Source organism: Paenibacillus sp. FSL P4-0338 (genome assembly GCF_038002365.1).
Classification (GTDB): domain Bacteria; phylum Bacillota; class Bacilli; order Paenibacillales; family Paenibacillaceae; genus Paenibacillus_AQ.
The window spans coordinates 562,808-585,326 of the sequence record NZ_JBBOCG010000002.1; the positions used below are offsets into that span (position 1 = coordinate 562,808).

Annotated in this window: 16 protein-coding genes; 15 read left to right on the plus strand and 1 reads right to left on the minus strand. The window is 55.2% G+C overall.

Annotated elements, in window-relative coordinates; genetic code table 11:
- The first annotated feature begins 45 nt into the window (after positions 1–45).
- Positions 46–480: a BrxA/BrxB family bacilliredoxin gene (locus MKZ07_RS26525; RefSeq protein WP_036700137.1), complete on the plus strand. Its 435-nt coding sequence runs from the start codon at positions 46–48 to the stop codon at positions 478–480.
- A 140-nt stretch (positions 481–620) separates the two neighbouring features.
- Entirely contained in the window at positions 621–1,430 is an 810-nt protein-coding gene (gene nadE / locus MKZ07_RS26530; RefSeq protein ID WP_341028573.1) for an ammonia-dependent NAD(+) synthetase, read from the plus strand.
- A 75-nt stretch (positions 1,431–1,505) separates the two neighbouring features.
- Here the strand turns inward: nadE and MKZ07_RS26535 are convergent, their stop codons facing one another.
- Positions 1,506–2,324 carry an alpha/beta hydrolase family protein gene (locus MKZ07_RS26535; protein WP_036700133.1) on the minus strand — a complete coding sequence of 273 codons (819 nt, stop codon included), beginning with the start codon at positions 2,322–2,324 and terminating at the stop codon, positions 1,506–1,508.
- Between the two features lie 282 nt (positions 2,325–2,606).
- Here MKZ07_RS26535 and acpS point away from each other — a divergent pair, with 282 nt between their 5' ends.
- The 13 genes from acpS (at position 2,607) to MKZ07_RS26600 (ending at position 22,401) form a co-directional block, all read left to right on the plus strand.
- Complete coding sequence (acpS, locus tag MKZ07_RS26540) at positions 2,607–3,020, plus strand: holo-ACP synthase (protein WP_036700130.1); 414 nt, start codon at positions 2,607–2,609, stop codon at positions 3,018–3,020.
- Between the two features lie 23 nt (positions 3,021–3,043).
- Positions 3,044–4,321: an A/G-specific adenine glycosylase gene (gene mutY / locus MKZ07_RS26545; RefSeq protein ID WP_341028576.1), complete on the plus strand. Its 1,278-nt coding sequence runs from the start codon at positions 3,044–3,046 to the stop codon at positions 4,319–4,321.
- Between the two features lie 964 nt (positions 4,322–5,285).
- The gene (locus MKZ07_RS26550) at positions 5,286–6,323 is read left to right on the plus strand and encodes a LacI family DNA-binding transcriptional regulator (protein WP_036700021.1); all 1,038 of its coding nucleotides are present in this window, start codon (positions 5,286–5,288) and stop codon (positions 6,321–6,323) included.
- A 495-nt stretch (positions 6,324–6,818) separates the two neighbouring features.
- Positions 6,819–8,234, plus strand: a complete 1,416-nt coding sequence (locus tag MKZ07_RS26555; protein WP_036700024.1) for an extracellular solute-binding protein — start codon at positions 6,819–6,821, stop codon at positions 8,232–8,234.
- Between the two features lie 156 nt (positions 8,235–8,390).
- Complete coding sequence (locus MKZ07_RS26560; protein ID WP_235218553.1) at positions 8,391–11,300, plus strand: extracellular solute-binding protein; 2,910 nt, start codon at positions 8,391–8,393, stop codon at positions 11,298–11,300.
- Between the two features lie 72 nt (positions 11,301–11,372).
- Positions 11,373–12,278, plus strand: coding sequence for a carbohydrate ABC transporter permease (locus MKZ07_RS26565; RefSeq protein WP_372238099.1), 906 nt, complete (start codon positions 11,373–11,375; stop codon positions 12,276–12,278).
- Between the two features lie 5 nt (positions 12,279–12,283).
- Entirely contained in the window at positions 12,284–13,147 is an 864-nt protein-coding gene (locus MKZ07_RS26570) for a carbohydrate ABC transporter permease (RefSeq protein ID WP_036700030.1), read from the plus strand.
- A gap of 19 nt (positions 13,148–13,166) precedes the next feature.
- Positions 13,167–14,609 (plus strand): tetratricopeptide repeat protein, encoded by a 1,443-nt coding sequence (locus MKZ07_RS26575; RefSeq protein WP_341028579.1) that lies wholly within the window; start codon positions 13,167–13,169, stop codon positions 14,607–14,609.
- Positions 14,596–15,219, plus strand: coding sequence for a Yip1 family protein (locus MKZ07_RS26580; RefSeq protein WP_036700034.1), 624 nt, complete (start codon positions 14,596–14,598; stop codon positions 15,217–15,219). The genes MKZ07_RS26575 and MKZ07_RS26580 overlap by 14 nt, the downstream gene beginning before the upstream one ends.
- An 18-nt stretch (positions 15,220–15,237) precedes the next feature.
- Complete coding sequence (locus MKZ07_RS26585) at positions 15,238–17,778, plus strand: DUF5696 domain-containing protein (protein ID WP_051493984.1); 2,541 nt, start codon at positions 15,238–15,240, stop codon at positions 17,776–17,778.
- Positions 17,778–18,677, plus strand: coding sequence for a carbohydrate ABC transporter permease (locus MKZ07_RS26590; protein WP_036700035.1), 900 nt, complete (start codon positions 17,778–17,780; stop codon positions 18,675–18,677). Before MKZ07_RS26585 ends, MKZ07_RS26590 begins: the two co-directional genes overlap by 1 nt.
- Positions 18,678–18,699: 22 nt before the next feature.
- Entirely contained in the window at positions 18,700–19,713 is a 1,014-nt protein-coding gene (locus MKZ07_RS26595) for a carbohydrate ABC transporter permease (RefSeq protein ID WP_083678142.1), read from the plus strand.
- 15 nt (positions 19,714–19,728) lie between these two features.
- The gene (locus MKZ07_RS26600) at positions 19,729–22,401 is read left to right on the plus strand and encodes a glycoside hydrolase (RefSeq protein ID WP_341028585.1); all 2,673 of its coding nucleotides are present in this window, start codon (positions 19,729–19,731) and stop codon (positions 22,399–22,401) included.
- Positions 22,402–22,519 lie beyond the last annotated feature (118 nt).

Consider the following 22,519-nt stretch of genomic DNA (forward strand, 5'->3'; position numbering starts at 1 on the left):
TCAGGGCCGTATCTCAATTCAAGTGATGAAGGAGAGTGCAGAGAAATGTCCATGTCTTTTAATCAATATATGAGAGATTCTATTCAACCTATGCGCGACGATCTGACAAGTATCGGATTTCAGGAGCTATTGACCCCGGAGGATGTGGAAGCAGCCCTTCCGGCAGCCAAGGGAACTTCGCTGGTTGTTGTTAACTCCGTATGCGGCTGTGCCGCCGGACAGTGCCGTCCAGGGGTAGCCCAGGCGCTGCAGAACGAGATTCTGCCGGATCACCTGTTCACCGTATTTGCCGGTCAGGAGAAGGATGCTACAGCCAAGGCGCGTGAATATTTCGCTCCGTATCCGCCATCGTCCCCGTCCATCGCCCTGATGAAAGACGGCGAGCTGGTTCACTTCATCGAACGTCACGGTGTGGAAGACCGTTCGGCCGCCGAGATTGCTGCGGAGCTGAAGGAAGTTTTTGACCGCGTGTGCCAGTAATAATGTCCTGCAGCCTAAGGCAGCAGCATGAATAAGTAATGATCCCGCATCAGCCAGCCGTCAGCCGGAGGCTTGGCTCATGCGGGATTTTTTCTAATGTTAAGGCTAGGAAATACAATTCTAAGAAACGGGGTGGTCCTGTGAGTCTGCAGGAAGAGATTATTGCTACGCTGGGAGTTAAGCCGGTAATTGATACAGATGCAGAGATACGGGGACGTGTAGATTTCCTGAAAGCGTATGCGCTCCAGGCGGGGGCCAGAGGTCTGCTGATTGCGATTAGCGGGGGTGTGGACAGTGCGGTGGCTGCGGGTCTGTGCAAGCTGGCTACGGATGAGCTGACGGCAGAGGAAGGCAAGGAGTATATGACACTCGGGGTGTTCCAGCCTTACGGGGAGCAGGAGGATATTGAGCACAGCTATGCGGTGGCCCGGGCTTTTGAGCTGACCCATACGGTGGAGACCAATATTGAAGAAGCGGTGAACGAGATTGCTCTGGAGGTCGAGCATAGCCTGAAGGCCCTGGGACAGCATAAGCATATTACCCATCAGGGCAAGGGGAATGTAAAAGCGAGAACGCGGATGGTGATGCAGTATGCGCTTGCTTTTGAGAACAATCTGCTGGTGGTGGGTACCGATCATGCCTCAGAGGCCATTACCGGATTCTATACGAAGTGGGGCGATGGCGCCGTCGATATTACACCGCTGTCTTCTCTGAACAAACGGCAGGTACGGCAGCTGGCTGCGGCGCTTGGCGTGCCGGCGGATATCGTAACCAAAGCGCCGACGGCTGGACTCTGGCCGGGTCAGACGGATGAGACTGAGCTTGGAATCACCTACGAGGAGAACAGCGATTATCTGGAGGGGAAGACCGTCAGCCCTGAAGCGGCTGAGAAGCTGGAGCGCTTCTTCCGGAGAACGGCGCATAAGCGTGACAGTATTCCGGGGATCTAAGCAGGTTATGCCGGAGCCGCCGGGGCGCTGCGTTTGATGCAGACGCTCCGGCGGTTTTTTGGTAAGAGTAAGAATCTACTTCGCGAGCACCCGGTTGATGAAATCCCTGGTAGCGGATATCGCCTGTTCTAACTGGGGGGTAGTACCGGCAAAAGGATGAACGGTGCCAAAGGTATGATTGCCGCCGGGAATCTGCACCCATTCGATATCCGGCCGCAGCCGGATCAATTGCTCGGAGCCGCGCCGCAGATGCTCTCCGTCCTCACTGCCTTGAATCAGGACAACGGGGCAGCTGGCCTGTTTCATCCGCTCTACAATCTGGTAACGCTCCGCTTGCTGCTCCAGATCCTCTATAATGATGGCATCCAGCGGCATTTGCTGGCCGGTCCGTCCGTTGAGCACATGGGTCCTGCCCTTTTCCCGCATTTCACTCTTCTGCTGCTCTGTGAACAGATCCAGGTTAGTGATCCCGTTCCAGGAGATGACCCCGGTGATTTCTGCGGGATGATCCAGTGCGTAGAGGAGCGAGTCGCCCCCGCCGCGGCTATGGCCTAGCAGGAAGAGCGGGAGGCTGCCGAACCTGTGGTGCTGGCTCAGATAAGAGAGCAGGATCTCCATATCCTTGATCTCACGCTGGTAGGTGTTGCGGGCGAACTTGTCCAGTTCGGTGAAATTCTGCAGATCCTCGCCGATGCCGGCATGGGAGAAGTTAAAGGTGATTACTTCATGCTCGTCGCTGAGCGCCTGTGCCGTATACGGGAACATCCCCCAATCCTTGAAGCCTTTGTAGCCGTGAGCGATGACTATCACACTGCGGGCCTCTCCCTGGGCGGGGAAATGGGAACAGCGAAGCACCGCATCCTCTCCTGCGGGTAATTCAAAATTACGGGACATAAGGTATTCTTCCTTTCCTACATATCTTGGAACTGGCGGTTGTACTTCTTTACCAGATATACCTGATTTGTGCGTGATAGACTTTCAGTTTTTTTTCTTTTAAAATAGCAGAAAGCTGACGCTAAGACTATTATTAATAATACTTGGTCAAGATGCTGACAGGCTTCACTGTTACATGAGATCTGTGGAGTCCTAGCAAGATCATATCATTAGACGCAGGGTAAGGATAGAAGGTAATATAAGAGGGTTAAGGAATGCAGAGCCAGGAGAGGTGTGGGATGTGTGATTTACGGAATCGGGCATGATGTGCTGGAAATCGGCAGGGTTGCCGGGATTACGGAGGGCAGCCTGGGCAGCCGCTTCTCCCGGAGAATTCTGACCCGGCAGGAGCTGGCGCTGGCCGCAGGCAAAGGCGCGAAGACAGCGGAATTCATCGCCGGAAGATTCTCGGCCAAGGAAGCGGTTGTGAAGGCGCTCGGCTGCGGAATCGGTCAGATGGTGGGTTTTCAGGACATTGAGATTCTGCCGGATGCACTGGGCAAACCAGTAGCCATCCTGTCTGCGGAGGCCTGGTCCCGGCTGCGGCTGCCGAAGGAGGAGTATGTCATTCATCTCACTATTACGCACAGCCGCGGACTGGCCTCTGCCTTCGCGGTGGTGGAGCGGACACCCGGTCTACAGCCTGTAACTATATAATATGAACGGCAAGGAGAATAACGATGAACACAGATGAGAAGCACGTAGAAGCGCAGCAGGAAGCCAAGTTATTCTTCAGCCGGTTCCTGCTGGAATGGTACCACCTCCAGAAGCGGGACCTGCCGTGGCGGCGCCACCGCAACCCGTATTACATCTGGATCTCAGAGATTATGCTGCAGCAGACCCGGGTAGATACGGTAATTCCTTATTTCAACCGTTTCATTGAGCAATTCCCGACTGTAGAGGCGCTCGCTGATGCACCGGAGGAAGAGGTGCTGAAGTGCTGGGAGGGACTTGGCTACTACTCACGTGCCCGGAATCTCCAGCATGCCGCGAAGCAGGTCAAGGAGCTGTACGGAGGGCAGGTACCGGATGACCGAGATGCCGTATTCGGCCTCAAGGGCGTAGGCCCGTATACAGCCGGTGCTATTCTGAGCATCGCGTTCAACCGGCCGGAGCCGGCGGTGGATGGCAATGTGATGCGCGTCTTATCCCGGTATTTCCTGATTGAGGATGACATTGCCAAAGGCCCGACCCGTGTGAAAATGGAAAAGCTCGCCGCCGAGCTCATCCCCGAAGGGGAGGCAGGCAGCTTCAATCAGGCGCTGATGGAGCTTGGTGCGCTCATCTGCACGCCGAAATCACCGCGCTGCCTTCCGTGTCCGGTGATGGAGCACTGCGCCGCGCGGCTGGCGGGCTGCGAGGCTTCGCTGCCCGTCAAGACCAAGGCGAAGCCGCCACGTCCGGAGGAGCGGCTGGCCGCCCTGGTCGAGGGCCGCGGCGAGCACGCGGGCCGGGTACTGATCCGGCAGCGGCCGGCTAGCGGGCTTTTGGCCCGCATGTGGGAGCTGCCGCACTGGCCTGCGCCGCCTGCTGAGGCTGGCGGCGCGCGCGGTGCGCTGCTGCCGGAAGCGGCAGCGCTGGACCGGCTGCGCCGGTCCATGAGCCAGGCCGGGATTCACGCCCGGCCTGAGGGGCACTGGATGGCTGCGGAGCATACATTCAGCCATATTGTGTGGACCCTGCAGGTGTACCGCTGCAGGGAAGAGGCGGCGCTGCCGCTGGCAGCGGAGGGCCGCGCCATGTATGGGGCGGCGCCTGCGGAGCGCGTGGCTGCGGCGCTGGGGATACAGCCAGCGGAAGACGCACCGCTGGCGCTGTTCGACAGCGGGGATGCCGCAGCCGATGCGGCAGACAGCGGAGCGCAGCGCTGGATCAGCCGCGAGGACATGAAGAATTATGCCTTTCCGAATGTGTTCCTCAAGCTGCTGAACAGCTATTTCGATGAGCAAGAGACGTAGGCTCTAAGCCACAGCTGTGATGCTGTTACCCGCTGAGCGATACACTCCACCGAGATATGAGTATCACTGCTGCCGGTTGCAGTGTAAAGATTAGTATGTTTAGTGCTAGACGGGAGTGCTTCTCTTATCTTCTCACCAACGCTGCAACGGCTGCCGTCCTTCTAAAGAGAGTGCCTCCGCTTCCGTGTGCTGTTGAGCAAATGTGTGGCTATCGGATGTGGACAAACTGGAACTATATATTACCTGACCTCAACAGCCGAAAGTATAGTATATGTGCACCACTAACGGAAGTGAGCCGCCGCACGTTGAAATCAAAGGGATAAATCCCATTAAATGTGCCGAAAGTGGAGCCGTACGGCGCAATCAGAGGGATAAATCCCATTGAATGTGCCGAAAGTGGACCGCGCGGTGAAATCAGAGGGATAAATCCCATTGAATGTGCCGAAAGTGAAGCCGCACGGTGAAATCAAAGGGATGAATCTTATTAAAAGTATCCAAAGTAGGCAGCAGGCGTAAATGAGGAGCACAAATACCCCTGAATTCGCCAAAAGCGGGCGGTTGAGCAAAATGAGGAGCACAAATACCCCTGAATTCGCCAAAAGCGGGCGGTTGAGCAAAATGAGGAGCACAAATGCCCCTGAATTGGCCCAAAGTGGACGGTTAGCTGAAATGAGGAGCACAAATGCCCCTGAATTGGCCCAAAGTGGACGGTTAGCTGAAATGAGGAGCACAAATACCCCTGAATTCGCCAAAAGCGGGCGGTTGAGCAAAATGAGGAGCACAAATACCCCTGAATTCGCCGAGCCATTCCCTCGCGCCCTACCAACCCTAACCGCGCCCTGCCCCATGCCGCAACACCTGCTCCGCCCCAACTCCCGCCCCACCCCAATCCCCGCACCCATCCGCCCCGGATATAAGTTGCCAAAAGCCATAATCCAGGAACGCGAGACTAAGGAGGTAAAGGATGAAGACGATTACCATATATGATATCGCTAAGGAGGCCCAGGTGTCCGTAGCCACAGTCTCCCGTGTCCTCAACAATACAGCTCCGGTCAAGGAGAGCACCCGGGAGATCATCATGGCTGTGATTGAGAAGCACCAGTTTCAGCCGAACGCGCTTGCCCGCAGTCTGCTCAAGAAGGAGACCGGCACGATCGCCATGATTTTGCCTGACATCACCAACCCCTTTTTCCCGGAAGTCTTCTGGGGAGCCGAGAATGTAGCCAGAGAGAAGCATTATACCTTCTTCCTCTGCGATACGGCGGGTGAGCATAGCCGCGAGTCGGAGTACCTTAGCATTCTTCGAGAGAAAAGAGTGGACGGGATTATTTTCCTGGGCGGCAGAATTAACCTGGACCAGTGCCCGCCGGCGTTGTCGCAGGAGGTCGTGGAGCTGTCGAAGCATGTGCCGATCGTGCTGGTCAACGGCAATCTGCCCCGGAGCGGCCTGCACCGCATATATACCAATGAAGAGGAAGGGGCCGCACTGGCTACCCAGCATCTGCTGGACCTGGGGCACCGGAGAATCGGGTTCCTCGGGGGAATGGAGGAGACCTCCACAACCCAAGTGAAGCTGAAGTCGGTGAGGATGAAGCTGAAAGAACAGGGGCTTACGCTGCGCAAGGATTGGGTCATGTTCCACGACTTCTCGATCGAGGGCGGGCGGGCATTGATGGACCGGATGCTGGAGCAGGAGGACCGGCCGACAGCGGTGCTGTGTGTGAATGATTTTACTGCTATCGGGGCGTTGAAGTCTGCCACCCAGCATGGGCTGAAGATACCGGAGGATCTGTCGATCGTCGGGTTCGACGATTCGCCCTTGTCCAGAGCGGTTATTCCGGAGCTGACCACGGTTTCGCAGAACACCAACCAGCTGGGGGAGCTGTCTGTAGAGATGCTTCATGAGCTGATCTGCGGCAGGAATCCCAAGAAACGGACGGTGCTCCAGCCAAAGCTGGTGGTACGCGACAGCACGGGACGCCCGAAAAATTCTGCAGAATAGCTCTCAGAATAGCCCGCAATATCTCCCGCCGGAAGCTGCTTACCAGACAAGTCTGCCGCGCAAGCATTCAAGTATGTTCATCCAGGGGCGGTCAAGAACTTTCCAGGCGTATGTGGAGTGCCTCAGCACGAGGGGGCCTGTATTCTGGAAAGTTTTTGGATTGAAGCATGAAATTTGTGTAAAGTAGGATTGACCAGAGGATAAGCAGAAGTTATAATGAAATGGATTTCATGAAACCCATTTCATTATTTTTTTGGTTTTGAGTAAGCGGTTACTCTGGCGGTACATATGGAACAAGGGGAGTTTTCGAATTTACTGATAATTTGAAAAGTATTAGAAATCGCAGCCGTAACCTATTATTTCGAGGATTATCTTAAGGGCTTATATGCTGGCATACGCCACTATATAAATATGACATGGGGAAGGAGCAGTGTACGGACGCATACAGGCTTGGATTAGTTTAACATCACTGAAATTAGGGGAGCGTGGCGAACAGTGAAACAGTTAAAGAAGAAAAGCTCGGCTTGGCTCATGCTGCTGACAGCCGTAGTTACACTTGTAACCGGTTGCAGCGGCGGGAATAATGCGGCTGCACCGGCAACACCGGCGGCGGAGGCGACTCAGGCTCCGGCAGCCAGTGAAACGCCAGCAGCGGCAACGGAAGCGCCTTCGGCAACACCGGCTGCCAATCTGAACGGGCGGGAGATCCGCATTTCCCACTGGTGGGATGCCACTCCTGTCGGGGATTCAGAGGCAGATGAGCTTGCCCGCGAGCGGATCAAAGCGGTGGAAGAGAAATACAACGTCAAGATTAAATACCTGAATACAGAGTATTGGTCCACCGCTGAGAAGCTGTCCTCTTCCGTTATGGCAAGCGATCCGTTTGCCGAAATTGTCCGGCTGCCGGACGGCTTCATCTGGGGCCTGATGCATGGCGGCTTCCTTACACCGCTGGATGATTATCTGAAGGATTCACTCATCGATCAGAGCGTGATTGATTCCATGCGCTTCGGCGGCGACAAGGTCTATGGCCTGGAGAGCTGGTACAGCCCGAACGACAGCGGCGTGTTCTACAACAAGCGTATTTTCAAGGAAGCAGGCCTGAAGGACCCGCAGCAGCTGATGGATGAGGATAACTGGAACTGGAATACGATGCTTGATGCGGCGAAGAAGCTGACGATTGACAAGAACGGGGACGGGAAGATGGACCAGTACGGTCTGGCCGGAGCCCATTATGTAATCTCAGAGCTATTGATCGCCAGCAACGGCGGCAAAATCTATGACGAAGCTACCCAGAAGGCGGTCTTTGATTCACCGGCATCCATGGAAGCGCTTAACTTCCTTCATAAGCTCTATACCCAGGATAAGGTATTCAAGCCTAACGAGGGCAATGACTGGGAAGATCCGGCTAAGTACTTTGGAGAAGGAACGGTGGCTATGTATCCGGGCGGTCTCTGGGAAATCGAGGGGCGTATTCTCGGCAAGATGAAGGATGAATGGGGATATGTCTATATTCCAAAAGGCCCGCAGGCCGATAAGTACTACGATCCGCTGGGCCAGACAGCAGCCTATGCCATTCCCAAAGGGGTCAAGGATGCGGATACCATCGTGAAGATCTGGGAGGATCTGCAGCCGTTCGACAGCTGGCAGGAGAACCGCAGATTGTCGATGGAGAATGTTTTGCCGGATGAAGCCTCTATCGCCAATGCGATGAATGATGAAGGTAAGGTGGAGCGGGTCTTCGGCGGACGTTACGGCGGTCTTGGCGTTAAGGATCAGCTGGATAAGGTAACTGAGAAATTCCTGAAGGGCGAGATTACACCGTCCACCGGGGTGGCCCAAGTCATTGGAACGGCGCAGGCCGCAGCCAAGAAGGTACTGAGCGGTGAGCAGGATAAAGAGAAGAAATAGGGAACAGGACAGCTTATAACAAGCGTAATACCTGCTTGTCCTGCGCAATACCTGCTGTGTTAGTCCGCAGAATCGGCAGCCGCCCTTATAGGGCGGCGTAGCCGTGTGCACCTGTATCACTCTTAATTTGCAAGTCTGCTAGAGGAGGGAACCTGAGTGAGAATATCATTATCCCGGCGGATGATGAACCGGACACTTGTAACCGTCATGCTGATCTCCATGATGGCGCTGCCTGCGGCAAGTGCAGAGCTGCCTGCTGCCCAGGCACAAGGTGAGACGGGGAACGGGCAGGAGATGCGGCAGCCGCCTGAGGGCAGCTATGAGCATTATCTGCAGCAATACGAGGGCGAGGAGCAGCCCCGTGAAGAAATTATGCTGAATGGAGCCGATTATACCGGGGCCGAGGGGATGAGCCCGGAGGTGCTGACGGAGCTTGGCGGTGAGACGGGAAGATACGTCAGAACGGAGGAGAGCGGTTCGGTGGAGTGGCAGCTGGATGTGCCGAAGTCCGGGCTGTACCACATCTCTGTCCGGTATTATCCGGTGAAGGGCAAAAGCTCGGCGATTGAACGTGAGCTGCTGATTGACGGCAAGCTGCCGTTCACCAGCGCCCGCAATCTGTCCTTCGGGCGGATCTGGGTCAATGAGAACCCGGAGATCCAGCAGGATAACCGGGATAACGATCTCCGGCCGCGCCAGATTGAGGCCCCGGCCTGGCAGGAGACTTTGCTGAGAGATACGGAAGGCTACTATGAGGAGCCTTACCAATTCTATCTGTCGGCCGGAAGGCACACCTTGACGATGGTATCCAGCAGAGAACCGATGGTCATCGACTATATTAAGCTGCACAGCTACGCTGCACCCGCTGCCTACGCAGAGGTGAAGCAGAGCTACGAGGCCAAGGGATATAAGGCCACCAGCGGGCACGCGGTGAAGGTGCAGGGGGAAGCGGCGGCCTACAAATCCTCCCCGACCCTGTATCCGGTCACAGACCGCTCAAGCCCATCAACAGAGCCGTACGATGTCTCCAAGATCAGAATGAACACCATTGGCGGCAACAACTGGCGGGTACCGGGCCAATGGATCGCCTGGGAGGTGGAAGCGCCGGAGGACGGTCTGTACAACATCACCATCAAAGGCCGGCAGGAGCTGCTAAGAGGGATATATTCCACACGCTCTATGCGGATTGACGGAGAGATTCCGTTCCGGGAAATGCTGCAGATTCCGTTCTACTATGACTCGGATTGGCAGATGAACCGGCTGGGGAACGATGAGGAGCCTTATTTATTCTATTTAAGCAAAGGAAAACACGAATTGCAGCTGGAGGTCAGCCTCGGAGCCATTGCACCGCTCTTGCGCCAGGTGGAGGCCAGTGTGCTGGACATTAACGCGATGTACCGCAAAATCCTGATGATTACAGGCAATGTGCCAGATCCGTACCGCGATTACAGGCTAGAGGAGCAAATCCCGGATATGACGGCGGTCTTCCGTGAGCAGAGCCAGATTCTATATGGCGTATCGGAAGAGCTGGTCCGGCTTACAGGGGAAAAGAGTGATAAAACCGCAACCTTGAATAAAACTGCCTATCAGCTGGCGGACATGGCCGATAAGCCGGAAACGGTGCAAAAGCGGCTGTCGCAGTTCAAAATCAACGTGGGCAGCGTAGGCTCCTGGATTCTGGAGGTACGGGAGCAGCCGCTGGAAATTGATTACCTGCTGCTGTCTTCGCCGGATGTGAAGCTGCCAAAGGCGAATGCTTCCGTATTCCGGAAGATCGGGCATGAGGTGTCGTCCTTCACCCATTCGTTCTTCGAGGATTACAACACCATTGGCAATACCACGGAGAACGGCGAGACCATTGATGTATGGATCGGAACCGGCCGCGACCAGGCGCAGGTGCTGAAGGCAATGATTGATGATACATTTACCCCGCTCACCGGCATCGGTGTCAATCTGAAGCTGGTGAGTCCGAATGTGCTGCTGCGCGCCTCGCTGGCCGGGGAAGGCCCGGATGTGGCGATGCAGGTCGGCAATGATATGCCGGTGAACTTCGGGATGCGCCAGGCGGCGGAGGATCTGTCGAAGTATCCCGGCTATGAGGAAGTGGTGAAGCAGTTCAGAGACAGTGCGCTCGTGCCGTACCGGTTCGAGAATCAGGTCTTTGCCCTGCCGGAGCAGCAGATCTTCAACATGCTGTTCTACCGGAAGGATATTCTGCAGGAGCTGAATCTTGAGCCGCCGCAGACCTGGGATGAGGTATATGCAATGATTCCGGTGCTGCAGAAGCACCGGATGGATATGGCACTGCCGCTCGCGCAGACGACAGGCGTGCCGGTGCTGGAGGTCAACCGCGCCTATGCCATGCTGCTCTATCAGATGGGCGGATCCTTTTATCTGAATAACGGAGCGAAGAGCGGACTCGATACAGAGACCGGGCTGGCTGCCTTCAAGGACTGGACCAATTTCTATACCAGCTACAAGCTGCCGCTGATCTTCGACTTCCCGATGCGGTTCCGCACCGGCGAGATGCCGGTCGGCATTCAGGACTATACCTTTTATAACTATCTGAGCGTATCCGCGCCGGAGATTAAGGGATTATGGGAATTCATTCCGGTTCCGGGCACAAAGCAGCCGGACGGCAGTATCCGCAGGGATGTGGCCAGCGGGGGCACCGCCGCCCTGATGCTCAAGCAGGCTAAGAACAAGGCTGCCGCCTGGGAATTCATGAAGTGGTGGGTAGACAAGGATTCGCAGGTCCGCTTCGGCCGGGAGATGGAGGGCCTCATGGGCGCGGCTGCGCGGTATCCGACCGCTAACGTTGAAGCGCTTAAGGAGCTGCCGTGGCCGACAAGCGATTACCGCCATCTGGAGGAGCAGTGGCAATGGGTGCAGGGTGTGCCTGAGGTGCCGGGCGGTTACTTCACGGGCCGCCATCTGGACAATGCTCTGCGCGAGGTCATCAACAATGGAACGAATACCGCCGATGCCCTGTACGATTATGTGCAGGAGATCGACTATGAGATTGATCAAAAGAGAGCAGAGTTCGATTTGAAACGAAGGGAATAGGGAGGGACTCTTGTGCAGAAAGTGAAAAATACGGCCGAACCCTTGATTCAGCCCCGGCTGTCCCCTTCCGGGCTGCGTAATTACTGGGCATTGTTCGGCAAGGATGTGCGGCGGGATAAGCACTTGTATATCCTGCTGGCTCCATATATGGTGCTGTTTCTGTTGTTTACCGTATTGCCGGTAGTGATTTCGATCATCTTCAGCTTCACGCACTTCAACATGCTGGAGATGCCGCGCTGGATCGGCTGGGAGAATTATTCCAAGCTGCTCTGGAACGATGATGTGTTCCTGATCGGGGTCAAGAATACGCTGATTTTCTCAGTCGTTACCGGACCGGTCAGCTATATTGCCTGTTTTCTGTTTGCCTGGCTGATCAATGAGCTGAATCCCAAGCTGCGGGCGTTCATGACCCTGATCTTTTTTGCGCCGTCCATCTCGGGGAATGTATTCTTCATCTGGCAGATTATCTTCTCCAGTGACTCCTACGGGATTATCAACGGTTTCCTAATGCAGCTTGGCGTAATTTATGAGCCGATCCAATGGCTGCAGGACCCCAAGTATATGCTGGGGATCATTATGCTGGTGCAGCTCTGGCTAAGTCTGGGGACCAGCTTCCTGGCCTTCATCGCCGGACTGCAGACCGTTGACAAGACGTTATATGAAGCAGGGGCTGTGGACGGTGTCAAAAACCGCTGGCAGGAGCTGTGGTTCATTACGCTGCCTTCCATGCGCCCGCAGCTGATGTTCGGTGCGGTCATTCAGATCACTGCGTCACTGGCAGTTGCCGATGTGGCTATGGCGCTGGCAGGCTTCCCGAGTGTGCAGTACGGGGCGCATACGATTGTAACCCATCTGGTGGACTACGGTACGATCCGCTTCGAGATGGGCTATGCCTCGGCGATTGCCACCGTGCTGTTCGTGATGATGCTGGGCAGCAATCTGATTGTCCAAAAGCTGCTGAAGAGGGTGGGTGAATAAGCGGGATGAAGCTGGCAATACGTCTGAACAAAAAAGTAAACCGTTCCTGGCAGGTCGACGCCCTGCTGTTCCTGGCCCTGGCCGGATTCGGATCATTCATGGCGATTCCGTTAATTTATGTCATTAACAATGCGTTCAAGCCGCTGGATGAGCTGTTTATTTTCCCGCCTACGCTGTTTGTGCGCAATGCAACGCTTGAGAACTTCGCCAATCTGTTTCAGGTGATGAAGAATTCCTGGGTGCCGTTCTCCAGATATATATTCAACACGGTATTCATTACCGCTGCCGGTACAGCCGGGCATATCCTGCTGGCCTCGGCGGCGGCTTACCCGCTGGCGAAGCATAAATTCCGCGGCTCTAAGGTGCTGTTCACCGTGGTTGTCCTGTCGCTGATGTTCTCGCCGCATGTTACCGCGATACCGAACTATATGATTATGTCCGCTCTAGGCTGGATGGACACCTACCAGGCGGTTATCGTTCCCGCCTTTGCCTATCCGCTGGGACTCTATCTAATGAAGCAGTTTATGGAGCAGATCCCGGATGCGCTGCTGGAGGCGGCGAAGATTGACGGGGCAAGTGAATACCGCATCTTCTGGCAGGTCGTTATGCCGCTGGTGAAGCCGGCCTGGCTGACGCTGCTCATCCTGATGATGCAGATGCTATGGGGCACGGACGGCGGCAGCTTCATCTACAGCGAACAGCTCAAGACGCTGCATTACGCGATGGGCCAGATTATTCAGGGCGGGATCGCCCGTGCAGGAGTCGGGGCCGCGGTAGCGGTGATTATGATGACCGTGCCGATTGTGACGTTCATTCTGTCACAGAGCAATGTGATTCAGACGATGGCTTCGTCCGGCATGAAGGACTGAAGCGATGGAGGCGTTAGGGTTGAGAATAAAGTCATCGATACTGGTGCTTGTATCCGTGCTGCTGCTTGTGAGCCTGTGTCCAAGGCCGGCCGGGGCTGCGCCGTATGAAGGATATACCTATTCCTACTGGGGCGAGGCGGTTCAGTCGCCGATTGCCTATCTTCCTTCGAGGGCCATCGGCGGGCTAGAGGCAGGAACAGGAGCCTGGAATGCTCCGGGGGACCTGTTCGTTTCGGCGGAGGGGCTGCTGTACGTGCTCGATTCCGGGAACGGGCGGATTGTGGTGCTGGATAAGGAGTGGAACACACTCCGTGTTATCGAAGGCTTCCAGAACGGGGAGAAGAAGGACAGCTTCAATAACCCGGAGGGACTCTTCGTTACGGACGCCGGCCGGATCTACGTGGCAGATACGGAGAATGGGCGGCTGGTCGAGCTGGACGGCACAGGGACCTTCGTGCGGGAGATTGGACCGCCGAAGGCGGATGTGATCGGAGCGGGTTTTGAGTATTTTCCGCGGAAGGTGATTGTTGATAAGGCTGGCCGCATCTATGTGGTTGGCAGAGGGGTCTATGAAGGGCTGATCGAGTTCGACAGCGACGGGCAGTTCACAGGCTTCATGGGCACGAATAAGGTGCAGTTTGATCCTGTGGATCTGTTCTGGAAGTCGGTATCGACCAAGGAGCAGCGCGAGAAGATGGTGCAGTTCATTCCGCTGGAATTCAATAATACCGATGTCGATGAGGATGGCTTCATCTATACTACTACGGTGGATAAGAAGACCTTTTCTCCGGTAAAAAGACTGAATCCCTCCGGCATCGATGTCCTGCGGGTCAGCAAAGAGATCCCGCCCATCGGCGATCTGAGCCGGGACCGCTCCGCCTTCATTGATATTGATGTGACCGGAAACGGAGTCTACCGGGTACTGGACTCTACGCGCGGGCGGGTGTTCACCTACAATGAGGACGGCAAGCTGCTGTATGTCATCGGTCAACTAGGCAGCCAGCTCGGTACCTTCAAGAACCCGGCGGCGGTGGAGAGCTATGAGGATGCAATCTATGTACTGGACCGTGATCTGGGGAGAATTACCGAGTTCACAGTGACTCAGTTCGGCAGCATGGTCAATGAAGCCAACACCCTGTACAGCTCCGGTAAGCATGATGAAGCCGCTAAGCTGTGGCGGGAGGTGCTGAAGCTGGATGCCAACTATGAGATGGCGTATGTCGGCATCGGCAAATCGCTGCTCCGCCAAGGCGAATATAAGGAGGCTATGACTTATCTGAAGCTGGGTAATGACCACGAATATTACTCCAAGGCGCTTGGGAAATACCGCAGGGAGTATATGCGCGATTATTTCAGCCTCTATATGACTGGAATAATAGCCGTGCTGCTGGGCGGCTGCGTCATCGTCCGCCTGGTGAAGCGGCCGAGAAAGGAAGGGAGGGTTCAGGATGTCGTTTCTTAAGGACATTAAATATTCACTGCATGTAGCAGTGCACCCCTTCGACGGATTCTGGGATCTGAAATACGAGAATAAGGGCAAGCTGCGCATGGCACTGGGCATTCTTATGGCCCTTACCCTGACCATGATTGTGAAGCGCCAATATGTAGGCTATGTGGTCAATTATAATCACCCGCTTGCACTGAACAGCATCAATGAGCTCAAGTATATTATTTTCCCGTTCCTGCTCTGGTGCCTGGCGAACTGGTCCCTGACGACGCTGATGGACGGGGAAGGGAAGTTCAAGGAGATCGTCATTACGACCGGGTACGCCCTGCTTCCGCTGATTCTGATCAACATTCCCAATATCCTGCTCAGTAATGTGATCACGCTGCGGGAGGCTTCCTTCTATCATTTGCTGGATGCTTTGGCCACGCTCTGGTTCGTGTGGCTCTTGTTCATCGGAACCATGACCGTTCATCAGTACACGGTGCTCAAAACGATTACAACCATGCTGCTGACACTGGCCGTGGTGGGCATCATCATCTTCCTGGGCCTGCTGTTCTTTAATCTGATCCAGCAAATTGTCAGTTTTGTCTACACCGTCTACCAGGAGCTTTCACTTCGCGGATAAGAAAGGAGGAGCCAGGCTTTGAAGAAGAAGCTAACCATCATTGCAATTGTACTTATGCTCAGCGGGGCAGCCGTTCTGCCTTACGCGGACTTGGCGGAATCCGCACCTGAAGCGGAAGCGGCGGTACAGTCTGAAGTGCAGAGCGGGCAGAATACCCGTACCCCGGAAGCGCCGGAGCTATCCGCAGATCTGAAGGCGGCCCTGGACAACGAGTATTTGACCCTGTATCTGAATCAGACGACTACGGAGGTTGCCGTTAAGGATAAGAAGAGCGGAGCGATCTGGTATTCTAACCCGCAGGACCGTGAACAGGACGCCGTTGCCACCGGCTATAACAAATCCAAGCTGAATGTGCAGGTAGAGCTGACCTACTATGACAGCAAGGGTAATCTCATGAACTACGACAACTACACCCACAGTGTACAGAGCAGTCAATTCACCATTGAGGAATCGGGTGACAGTCTGAACATCGTGTACACGCTGGGGGAGGTCAAGAGCAATATCGACGGAATTCCCAAATACATCAGTGAAGAACGCTTCCGTACCCTGATCATCGGCCGTCTTGAGAAGGAAAGTGACAAGAAGGAGATTGAGAAGCGGTTCAGGTACGATGAATTGAGTAAGCGGTATGAACGAAGAGACACCTCCTTTAAGGGAGTGGGGCTGAAGAAGGTAACCACCCTGTTCGGGCTGATCGGCTATGATGAGGCGCAAATCGCCATCGATAAAGCCGCCTACGGTGAAGAGGATGACGGAGCCGCCCTGGTGACACTTCCCCTGGAATACCGGCTGGACGGGAAGCAGCTGAAGGTAAGCATCCCGGGCGATAAGGTCCGTTATCCGGATAATATGCACATTCAGAGTTTGTCGCTGCTTCCGTTTTTTGGGGCGAGCGGGACAAAGGATGAAGGCTACAGCCTGGTGCCGGACGGCTCCGGGTCACTGATACACTTCAATAATAACAAGCTCTATGCTACCCCTTACCGTACAGCGATGTACGGGCCGGATGCTGCGCTGACCCAGCTGGGGCAAGTGCAGAAGGAGGAGACCGCACGGCTGCCTGTATTCGGCATGAAGGTTGAGGACCGGGGCTTCCTGGCGGTGATCGAGAGCGGGGACGCGGTTGCGGCTGTGGAGGCAGATGTCAGCGGGCGGCTGAATCAGTATAACAATGTCTTCTCCAGCTATACGCTAGGCAGTCTGGAGGAAGTGACACTGACCAACGGCTGGCGCTCCAGTACAGTGAAGCAATTTCAGGCGGGGATCTACCCCGGAGATATCACTGTAGCGTACAGCTTCCTTGATCAGGAGGAAGCCAGCTATTCAGGTATGGCCGCGCATTACCGGGAGTACTTAATCGAACATACCAGGATGGCAAGGCTGGACAGGACAGAGAACGTTCCCTTTTATCTGGAATTGATCGGCGGCATTCCGAAGAAGAAATTCTTCCTGGGCATTCCTTACAGCGCTTATGAGCCGCTTACCTCCTTCAAGGAGGCCAAGGCCATTCTGGAGCAGATGCAGGAGAAGGGGATCGGGGACATTCAACTGCGGTATACCGGATGGTTCAACGGCGGCATCAACCATAATTACCCGAAGGGCGTATCTGTAGACAGCAAGCTTGGCGGGACCGCTGGGCTTAAGGAGCTGCAGGCCTACGCACAGGATAAGGGGATTACACTGTATCCCGATGCTTCGTTCCTACAGACCTTCCCGGAAGCCAAGGGCCTCCGCAAGTCACAGGCCTCCCGGCTGATTACGGGTAAGCTGGCGCATACGTATCCCTTCGACTTCTCCATGCTGAAGCTGGATGTGCAGGAGCCCTCCGGTTATGTCGTCAGCCCCCGGGTATTGCCGGGTGTGGTAGACGGTTTCCTCGGGGATTATGCAGAGCTTGGAGTAGACGGCTTGTCCCTGCGGGATCTCGGCAGCGGGCTGAATTCCGATTTCAATGCGGAGGAACTGGTTGACCGCCAGCAGGCCGAGGGAATCGTCAAGGAGCAGCTGGAGCGTATGAGCAGCTCGGTGCCCCGCCTGATGGTAGAGGGCGGCAATGCGTACGCGGCTCCCTTCGCCCGCCATATACTGGCTGCACCCATGCAGAGCAGCGGGTTCAATATTACGGATGAGAGCATCCCCTTCTTCCAGATGGTGTACCACGGTTATCTGCAATATGCCGGAACTGCCTGGAATATGGCTGACGATCAGGATGCATCGCTCAGTCTGCTCAAGGCGCTGGAGACCGGGGGCGCACCGTATTACACCTGGTTCTATGCTGATCCTTCCGCGATTAAAATGACGGGCTTTGGCAGCCTCTACTCCGCCGATTACCGCAGCTGGATTGACCAGGCAGCCGGTCAGTATCAGGCATTGAGCCTCGTGCTGAAGAATGTCCAGTCCCAGACGATCAGAGAGCATAAGAAGCTGGCGGAAGGTGTCTATCAGACGACTTATGAAGCAGGCACCACGATTATAGTCAATTACAACCGTACGCCGGTGAGTGTGGGCGGAGTAACCATAGACGGACGGAATTACCGGGTAGGAGGTGAGCAGCAATAATGAAGCTTAAGAAGCTGTCCCTGGAGCAAAAAAACAGATATTACGGCTTGTACTTCATTCTTCCCTGGTTCGCGGGCTTCTGCTTCCTGTTCCTGACGCCGCTACTGTCTTCCCTGCGGTTCAGCCTCAGTAACCTGCAGGTCAATGATGAGGGCTTCACGCTGAAGTATATCGGACTCGCGAACTTCCGGGAGGCGCTGTTCTCCCATGAATCCTATGTCCGGACATTAACGGAATCTGTGATGAATATCGTGCTGAACACCCCGCTTATTCTGATTTTCAGCCTGTTTTTCGCCGTGCTGCTCAATCAGAAGTTCCATGGCAGAGTGCTGGCCCGGGCGATCTTCTTCCTGCCGGTCATTCTGGCCTCGGGCATTATTGCCAGCATCGAGAACGGGGACCTGATGCAGTCCGTTGTACGCAGCGCCAGTGATTCCACAGGCGGAGGCCTGTCGGTGATCAAGAATCTGGAGCTGACCACGCTGCTGATCGAATCTGGCCTGAGCCCTACCGTGGTGCAGTATCTGACTGGAGCGGTGAGCCGGATCTATGAGATTGTCAGCCAATCGGGCGTGCAGATCCTGATCTTTTTAGCGGGGCTGCAATCGATCTCACCTTCCCTGTATGAGGCGGCGAAGATTGAAGGTTCCACAGGCTATGAGGCGTTCTGGAAAATTACGTTTCCGATGATCGGCCCGCTGATTCTGACCAATCTGGTCTACACCATCATCGACAGCTTCATCAGCGACCAGACCAGCCGCATGGTGGTGGATACAGCGTTCAAGAGCTTCAATTTCGGGCTGAGCGCAGCCATGTCCTGGATGTATTTTGTCATCATTGCACTGCTGTTGTGGATAACGACGGCGCTGATCTCACGTAAAGTCTTTTATCAAGACTAGCGGTTAGGAAGGAGGAGCATTCATGAAGACAGAGACCGCAGCAATGCCGCACCGATCCAGGAAAGAGCAGCTGCACAGGCTGGCCTCGGCCGCCTATTGGGTGGAATTTTCAAAAAAATGGTTGTGGGTATTCGCCCGCTTTGTGCTGGTCTTCGGCATTTCGTTCGTCATCCTGTACCCGATCCTGCTAAAGCTGTCGATTGCGTTCAAGAGTATGGATGATTTGTATGATTCCACCGTGATCTGGGTCCCGCAGGCCTTCACCCTGGAGAACTTCAGGCTTGTCTTCAAGGCGATGAACTATCCGGCAGTTCTGCGTAACACCATGCTGTTGTCATCAGCGGTCATGGTGCTTCAGACGATCATCTGTGTGCTGGCCGGTTACGGCTTTGCCCGGATTAAGTTCAAGGGGAGCGGGCTGCTGTTCGCCGCAGTAATCTTTACGATTCTTGTCCCGTCCCAGACGATCATGATCCCGCTGTACCTGCATTTCAAGAACTTTGACCTGTTCGGTCTGATTGAGCTGTTCACGGGGAAGCCGGCGAACCTGATCAATACGTATTGGCCGTTTATAATTTCTTCGATGCTCGGGATGGGTGTTAAGACAGGGCTGTATGTCTATATTTTCCGCCAGTTTTTCAAGGGTATTCCACGAGAGATTGAGGAAGCGGCCTATGTGGACGGAGCCGGCTATTTCACCACCTTCGCGCGGGTGATTCTACCCAATGCTATTCCGTCAATGGTAACGGTGATGCTGTTCTCCTTCGTGTGGCAGTGGAATGATTCATTCTTCACCAATATGTATCTGAACGAACCGAAGGTCATGTCATCGATGATGTCTTCGGCGGGCTACGGTATTGCTACCTACATGACCGGCGGGGGCCAAGCGGCGAATTCGCTCGTTCAGGACCCGTTCTTCATGTCCATGATGATGAATACGAGTGTGCTGATGGCGATTCTGCCGCTGATTATCCTCTATGTATTCGTTCAGCGGCATTTCGTAGAGAGTGTGGAGCGTTCCGGTCTGGTTGGTTAGGAGGAGGATAGGAGCATGAAGCGGCTGGCAGTTACGGCGGTTATCGGCATTGTTCTAGTGTGTGTTGTTGTTGTAGTAATTCTGTTCAGTAATAGGAAAGAGGAGGAAATCCCTGTGCAGCACCAGAAACCGCCGGATGCGGCAGTGACGATAGACGGTAATCTCCGCTATCAGACTATCGATAACTTTGGCGCGTCCGACGCCTGGTCCATGGACCCCCTGGGGAAGGAGTGGACCGAAGAGAATAAGAACAAGGTGGCAGATTTACTGTTCTCACGCAGCAGAGGGATCGGGCTGTCGGCCTGGCGCTTCAATATAGGCGCAGGCTCGGCGGAGACCGATCAGGCGATCATTCCAGATCCATGGCGGAGAACGGAAGCCTTCAAAATAACGGAGGAAGGGCCGTACGACTGGAGCAGGCAGGCAGGCCAGCAGTGGTTCCTGCGGGCAGCCCAGGAGCGCGGAGTCGAATCTCTGATTGCCTTCGTCAACAGCCCGCCGGTCTGGATGACCCGTAGCGGTCATGCCCAGCCTGACCCAGAGGTGGGGTCCAGTAATTTGAAGGAAGGCTCTGAAGCTGCCTTCGCCGCCTTCCTGATTGAGGTGCTGGAGCATTTCAAGCAGGAAGGGCTGGAGTTCAATTATATCAGCCCCGTTAACGAGCCGACCTGGGACTGGAATCATGCGCAGCAGGAAGCCAGCCGGTACAACAATGACGACCTGAAGCGGGTGATTCTGGAGCTGCACGCCCAGCTCCGCGCCAGCGGGCTGGAAGCGCAGATCAGTGCTCCGGACGGGGTAGAGATTACCTCTCTGCTGGATGATGAGCACTACCGGGAATTCACGGGCAGCGGTGTCTATTCCAGCGGGGCTAACAGCCTGGGGCTGGGAAAATACCGTGAATATATTAAGGACCTCTTGGGTGATCCTGTGCTGAAGGAAGCAGTAGGCAATAAGATCGCCTCGCATTCCTACTGGTCTGATTACAGCCATCCCGGCGATGACCGCCTGGTTAAGCTAAGACAGCTGTTGGACGGTAATCTGAAGCAATATGATCCTGAGGCCAAGTACTGGGTTACCGAATATTGCATTATGGGCGATTATGGCCCGGGACGGGATCTGGGAATGGAGCCGGCGCTACAGGTGGCGCGCACCATTCACTTTGATCTGACCGAGGCGGATGCAGCCGCATGGCAGTGGTGGACTGCAGTGTCCAAGGTGGATTACAAGGACGGCTTGCTGTACACCGATTACACTCAGCCTGGGGATGAGCAGAACATCCTGACCTCGAAGATTCTCTGGTCGCTCGGCAACTACAGCAAGTTCATCCGCCCCGGAGCGGTGCGGATTGCACTCTCCGGTCTGAGCCAGGAAGCCGGAAGCGAGCTGCTCGGCTCGGCTTACTTGCACGATGAGGAGCAGAGCATGACGGCGGTGCTGGTGAATGACAGCCTGGAGGAGAAGCAGGTGCAGCTCACCTTGAGCGGACTGGGACTGAAGGCATCTGCCTTGCGTTCCTATGTAACCAATGCGCAGTTGGATCTGGCGCGCGGCGAGGATGTGGCCGCTGATGCAGCTGCTGATGGGACAGCAGCTGGGGAGCAGGTATTCCAGGCCGTTATCCCGGCCAAGTCGGTGGTGACCCTGGTGGCCGGCGGGCCGGAGTTAGAGGAGGAGGCTAACCTGCCGGGTGAGGTTGTCCAGACTCAGGCTGCGCAGACTCAGGTTGCGCAGGAAATTCCGGCTGCGGGGGACTATGCGGGCTATTTATTCAGCTATTTCACAGGCGAAGGGACCGGGGACGGCGAGCAGGTATATTTCGCCCTCAGCGAAGGCAATGACCCGCTGCATTGGAAGGAGCTGAATGCCGGGAAGCCCGTGCTTAGGTCCAGCTTGGGCAACAAGGGGGTCAGGGACCCGTTCATCATCCGTTCACCTGAAGGGGACCGGTTCTATCTCATCGCCACCGATCTGAAGATCAACGGCAACTGGGATTGGGGTGCAGCCCAGACACAAGGCAGCCGGGCGATTATTGTATGGGAATCGGATAATCTGGTGGACTGGTCGGAGCCTTGGGAAGCCCAGGTCTCACCTGAGGAAGCGGGGAATACCTGGGCACCTGAGGTGATCTATGACCAGGAGAGCAGGGAATATATCGTATTCTGGGCCTCGCGGATGTACACCGATTCCACTCACACCGGGGACGCCTACCAGAAAATTATGTACAGCAAGACACGCGATTTCCGCGCGTTCACAGAGCCGCAGGTCTATATGGACTACGGGCATTCGATCATCGATACCACTATGGCTGCGTATAACGGGAAGATTTACAGATTCACCAAGGATGAACGCGAGCAAGGCCCGGAATCCCCTTTTGGCAAAATGGTGTTCCAGGAGTCCCTGGATTCGGTATTTGCCCCTGCGGTGAAGCTGCTAAGCGGGAGTGTCGGCGGACTGAAGGGCATTGAAGGGCCAACCCTGTTCAAATCCAATACGGAGCAGAAGTGGTATCTGTTTGTGGATGAATTCGGAGGGAGAGGGTACATCCCGCTGGAGACGGAAGATCTGGATTCCGGCAAGTGGACGGTATCCTCTGATTATGAGCTGCCGGCCAGCCCCCGTCATGGAACGGTAATTCCGGTTACCCGGCGTGAATACGACGCTCTGAATGCCAAGTTCATGCAATGATCTGAGGCCTGGCCTAGCGTGCACGTTGAACGGAGACGGTATACAAAAACAGGTTCACCCTTGCCATTACAGCAGAGGTGAACCTGTTTGCTTACAGCATCATGCTGAAGGCCGATGC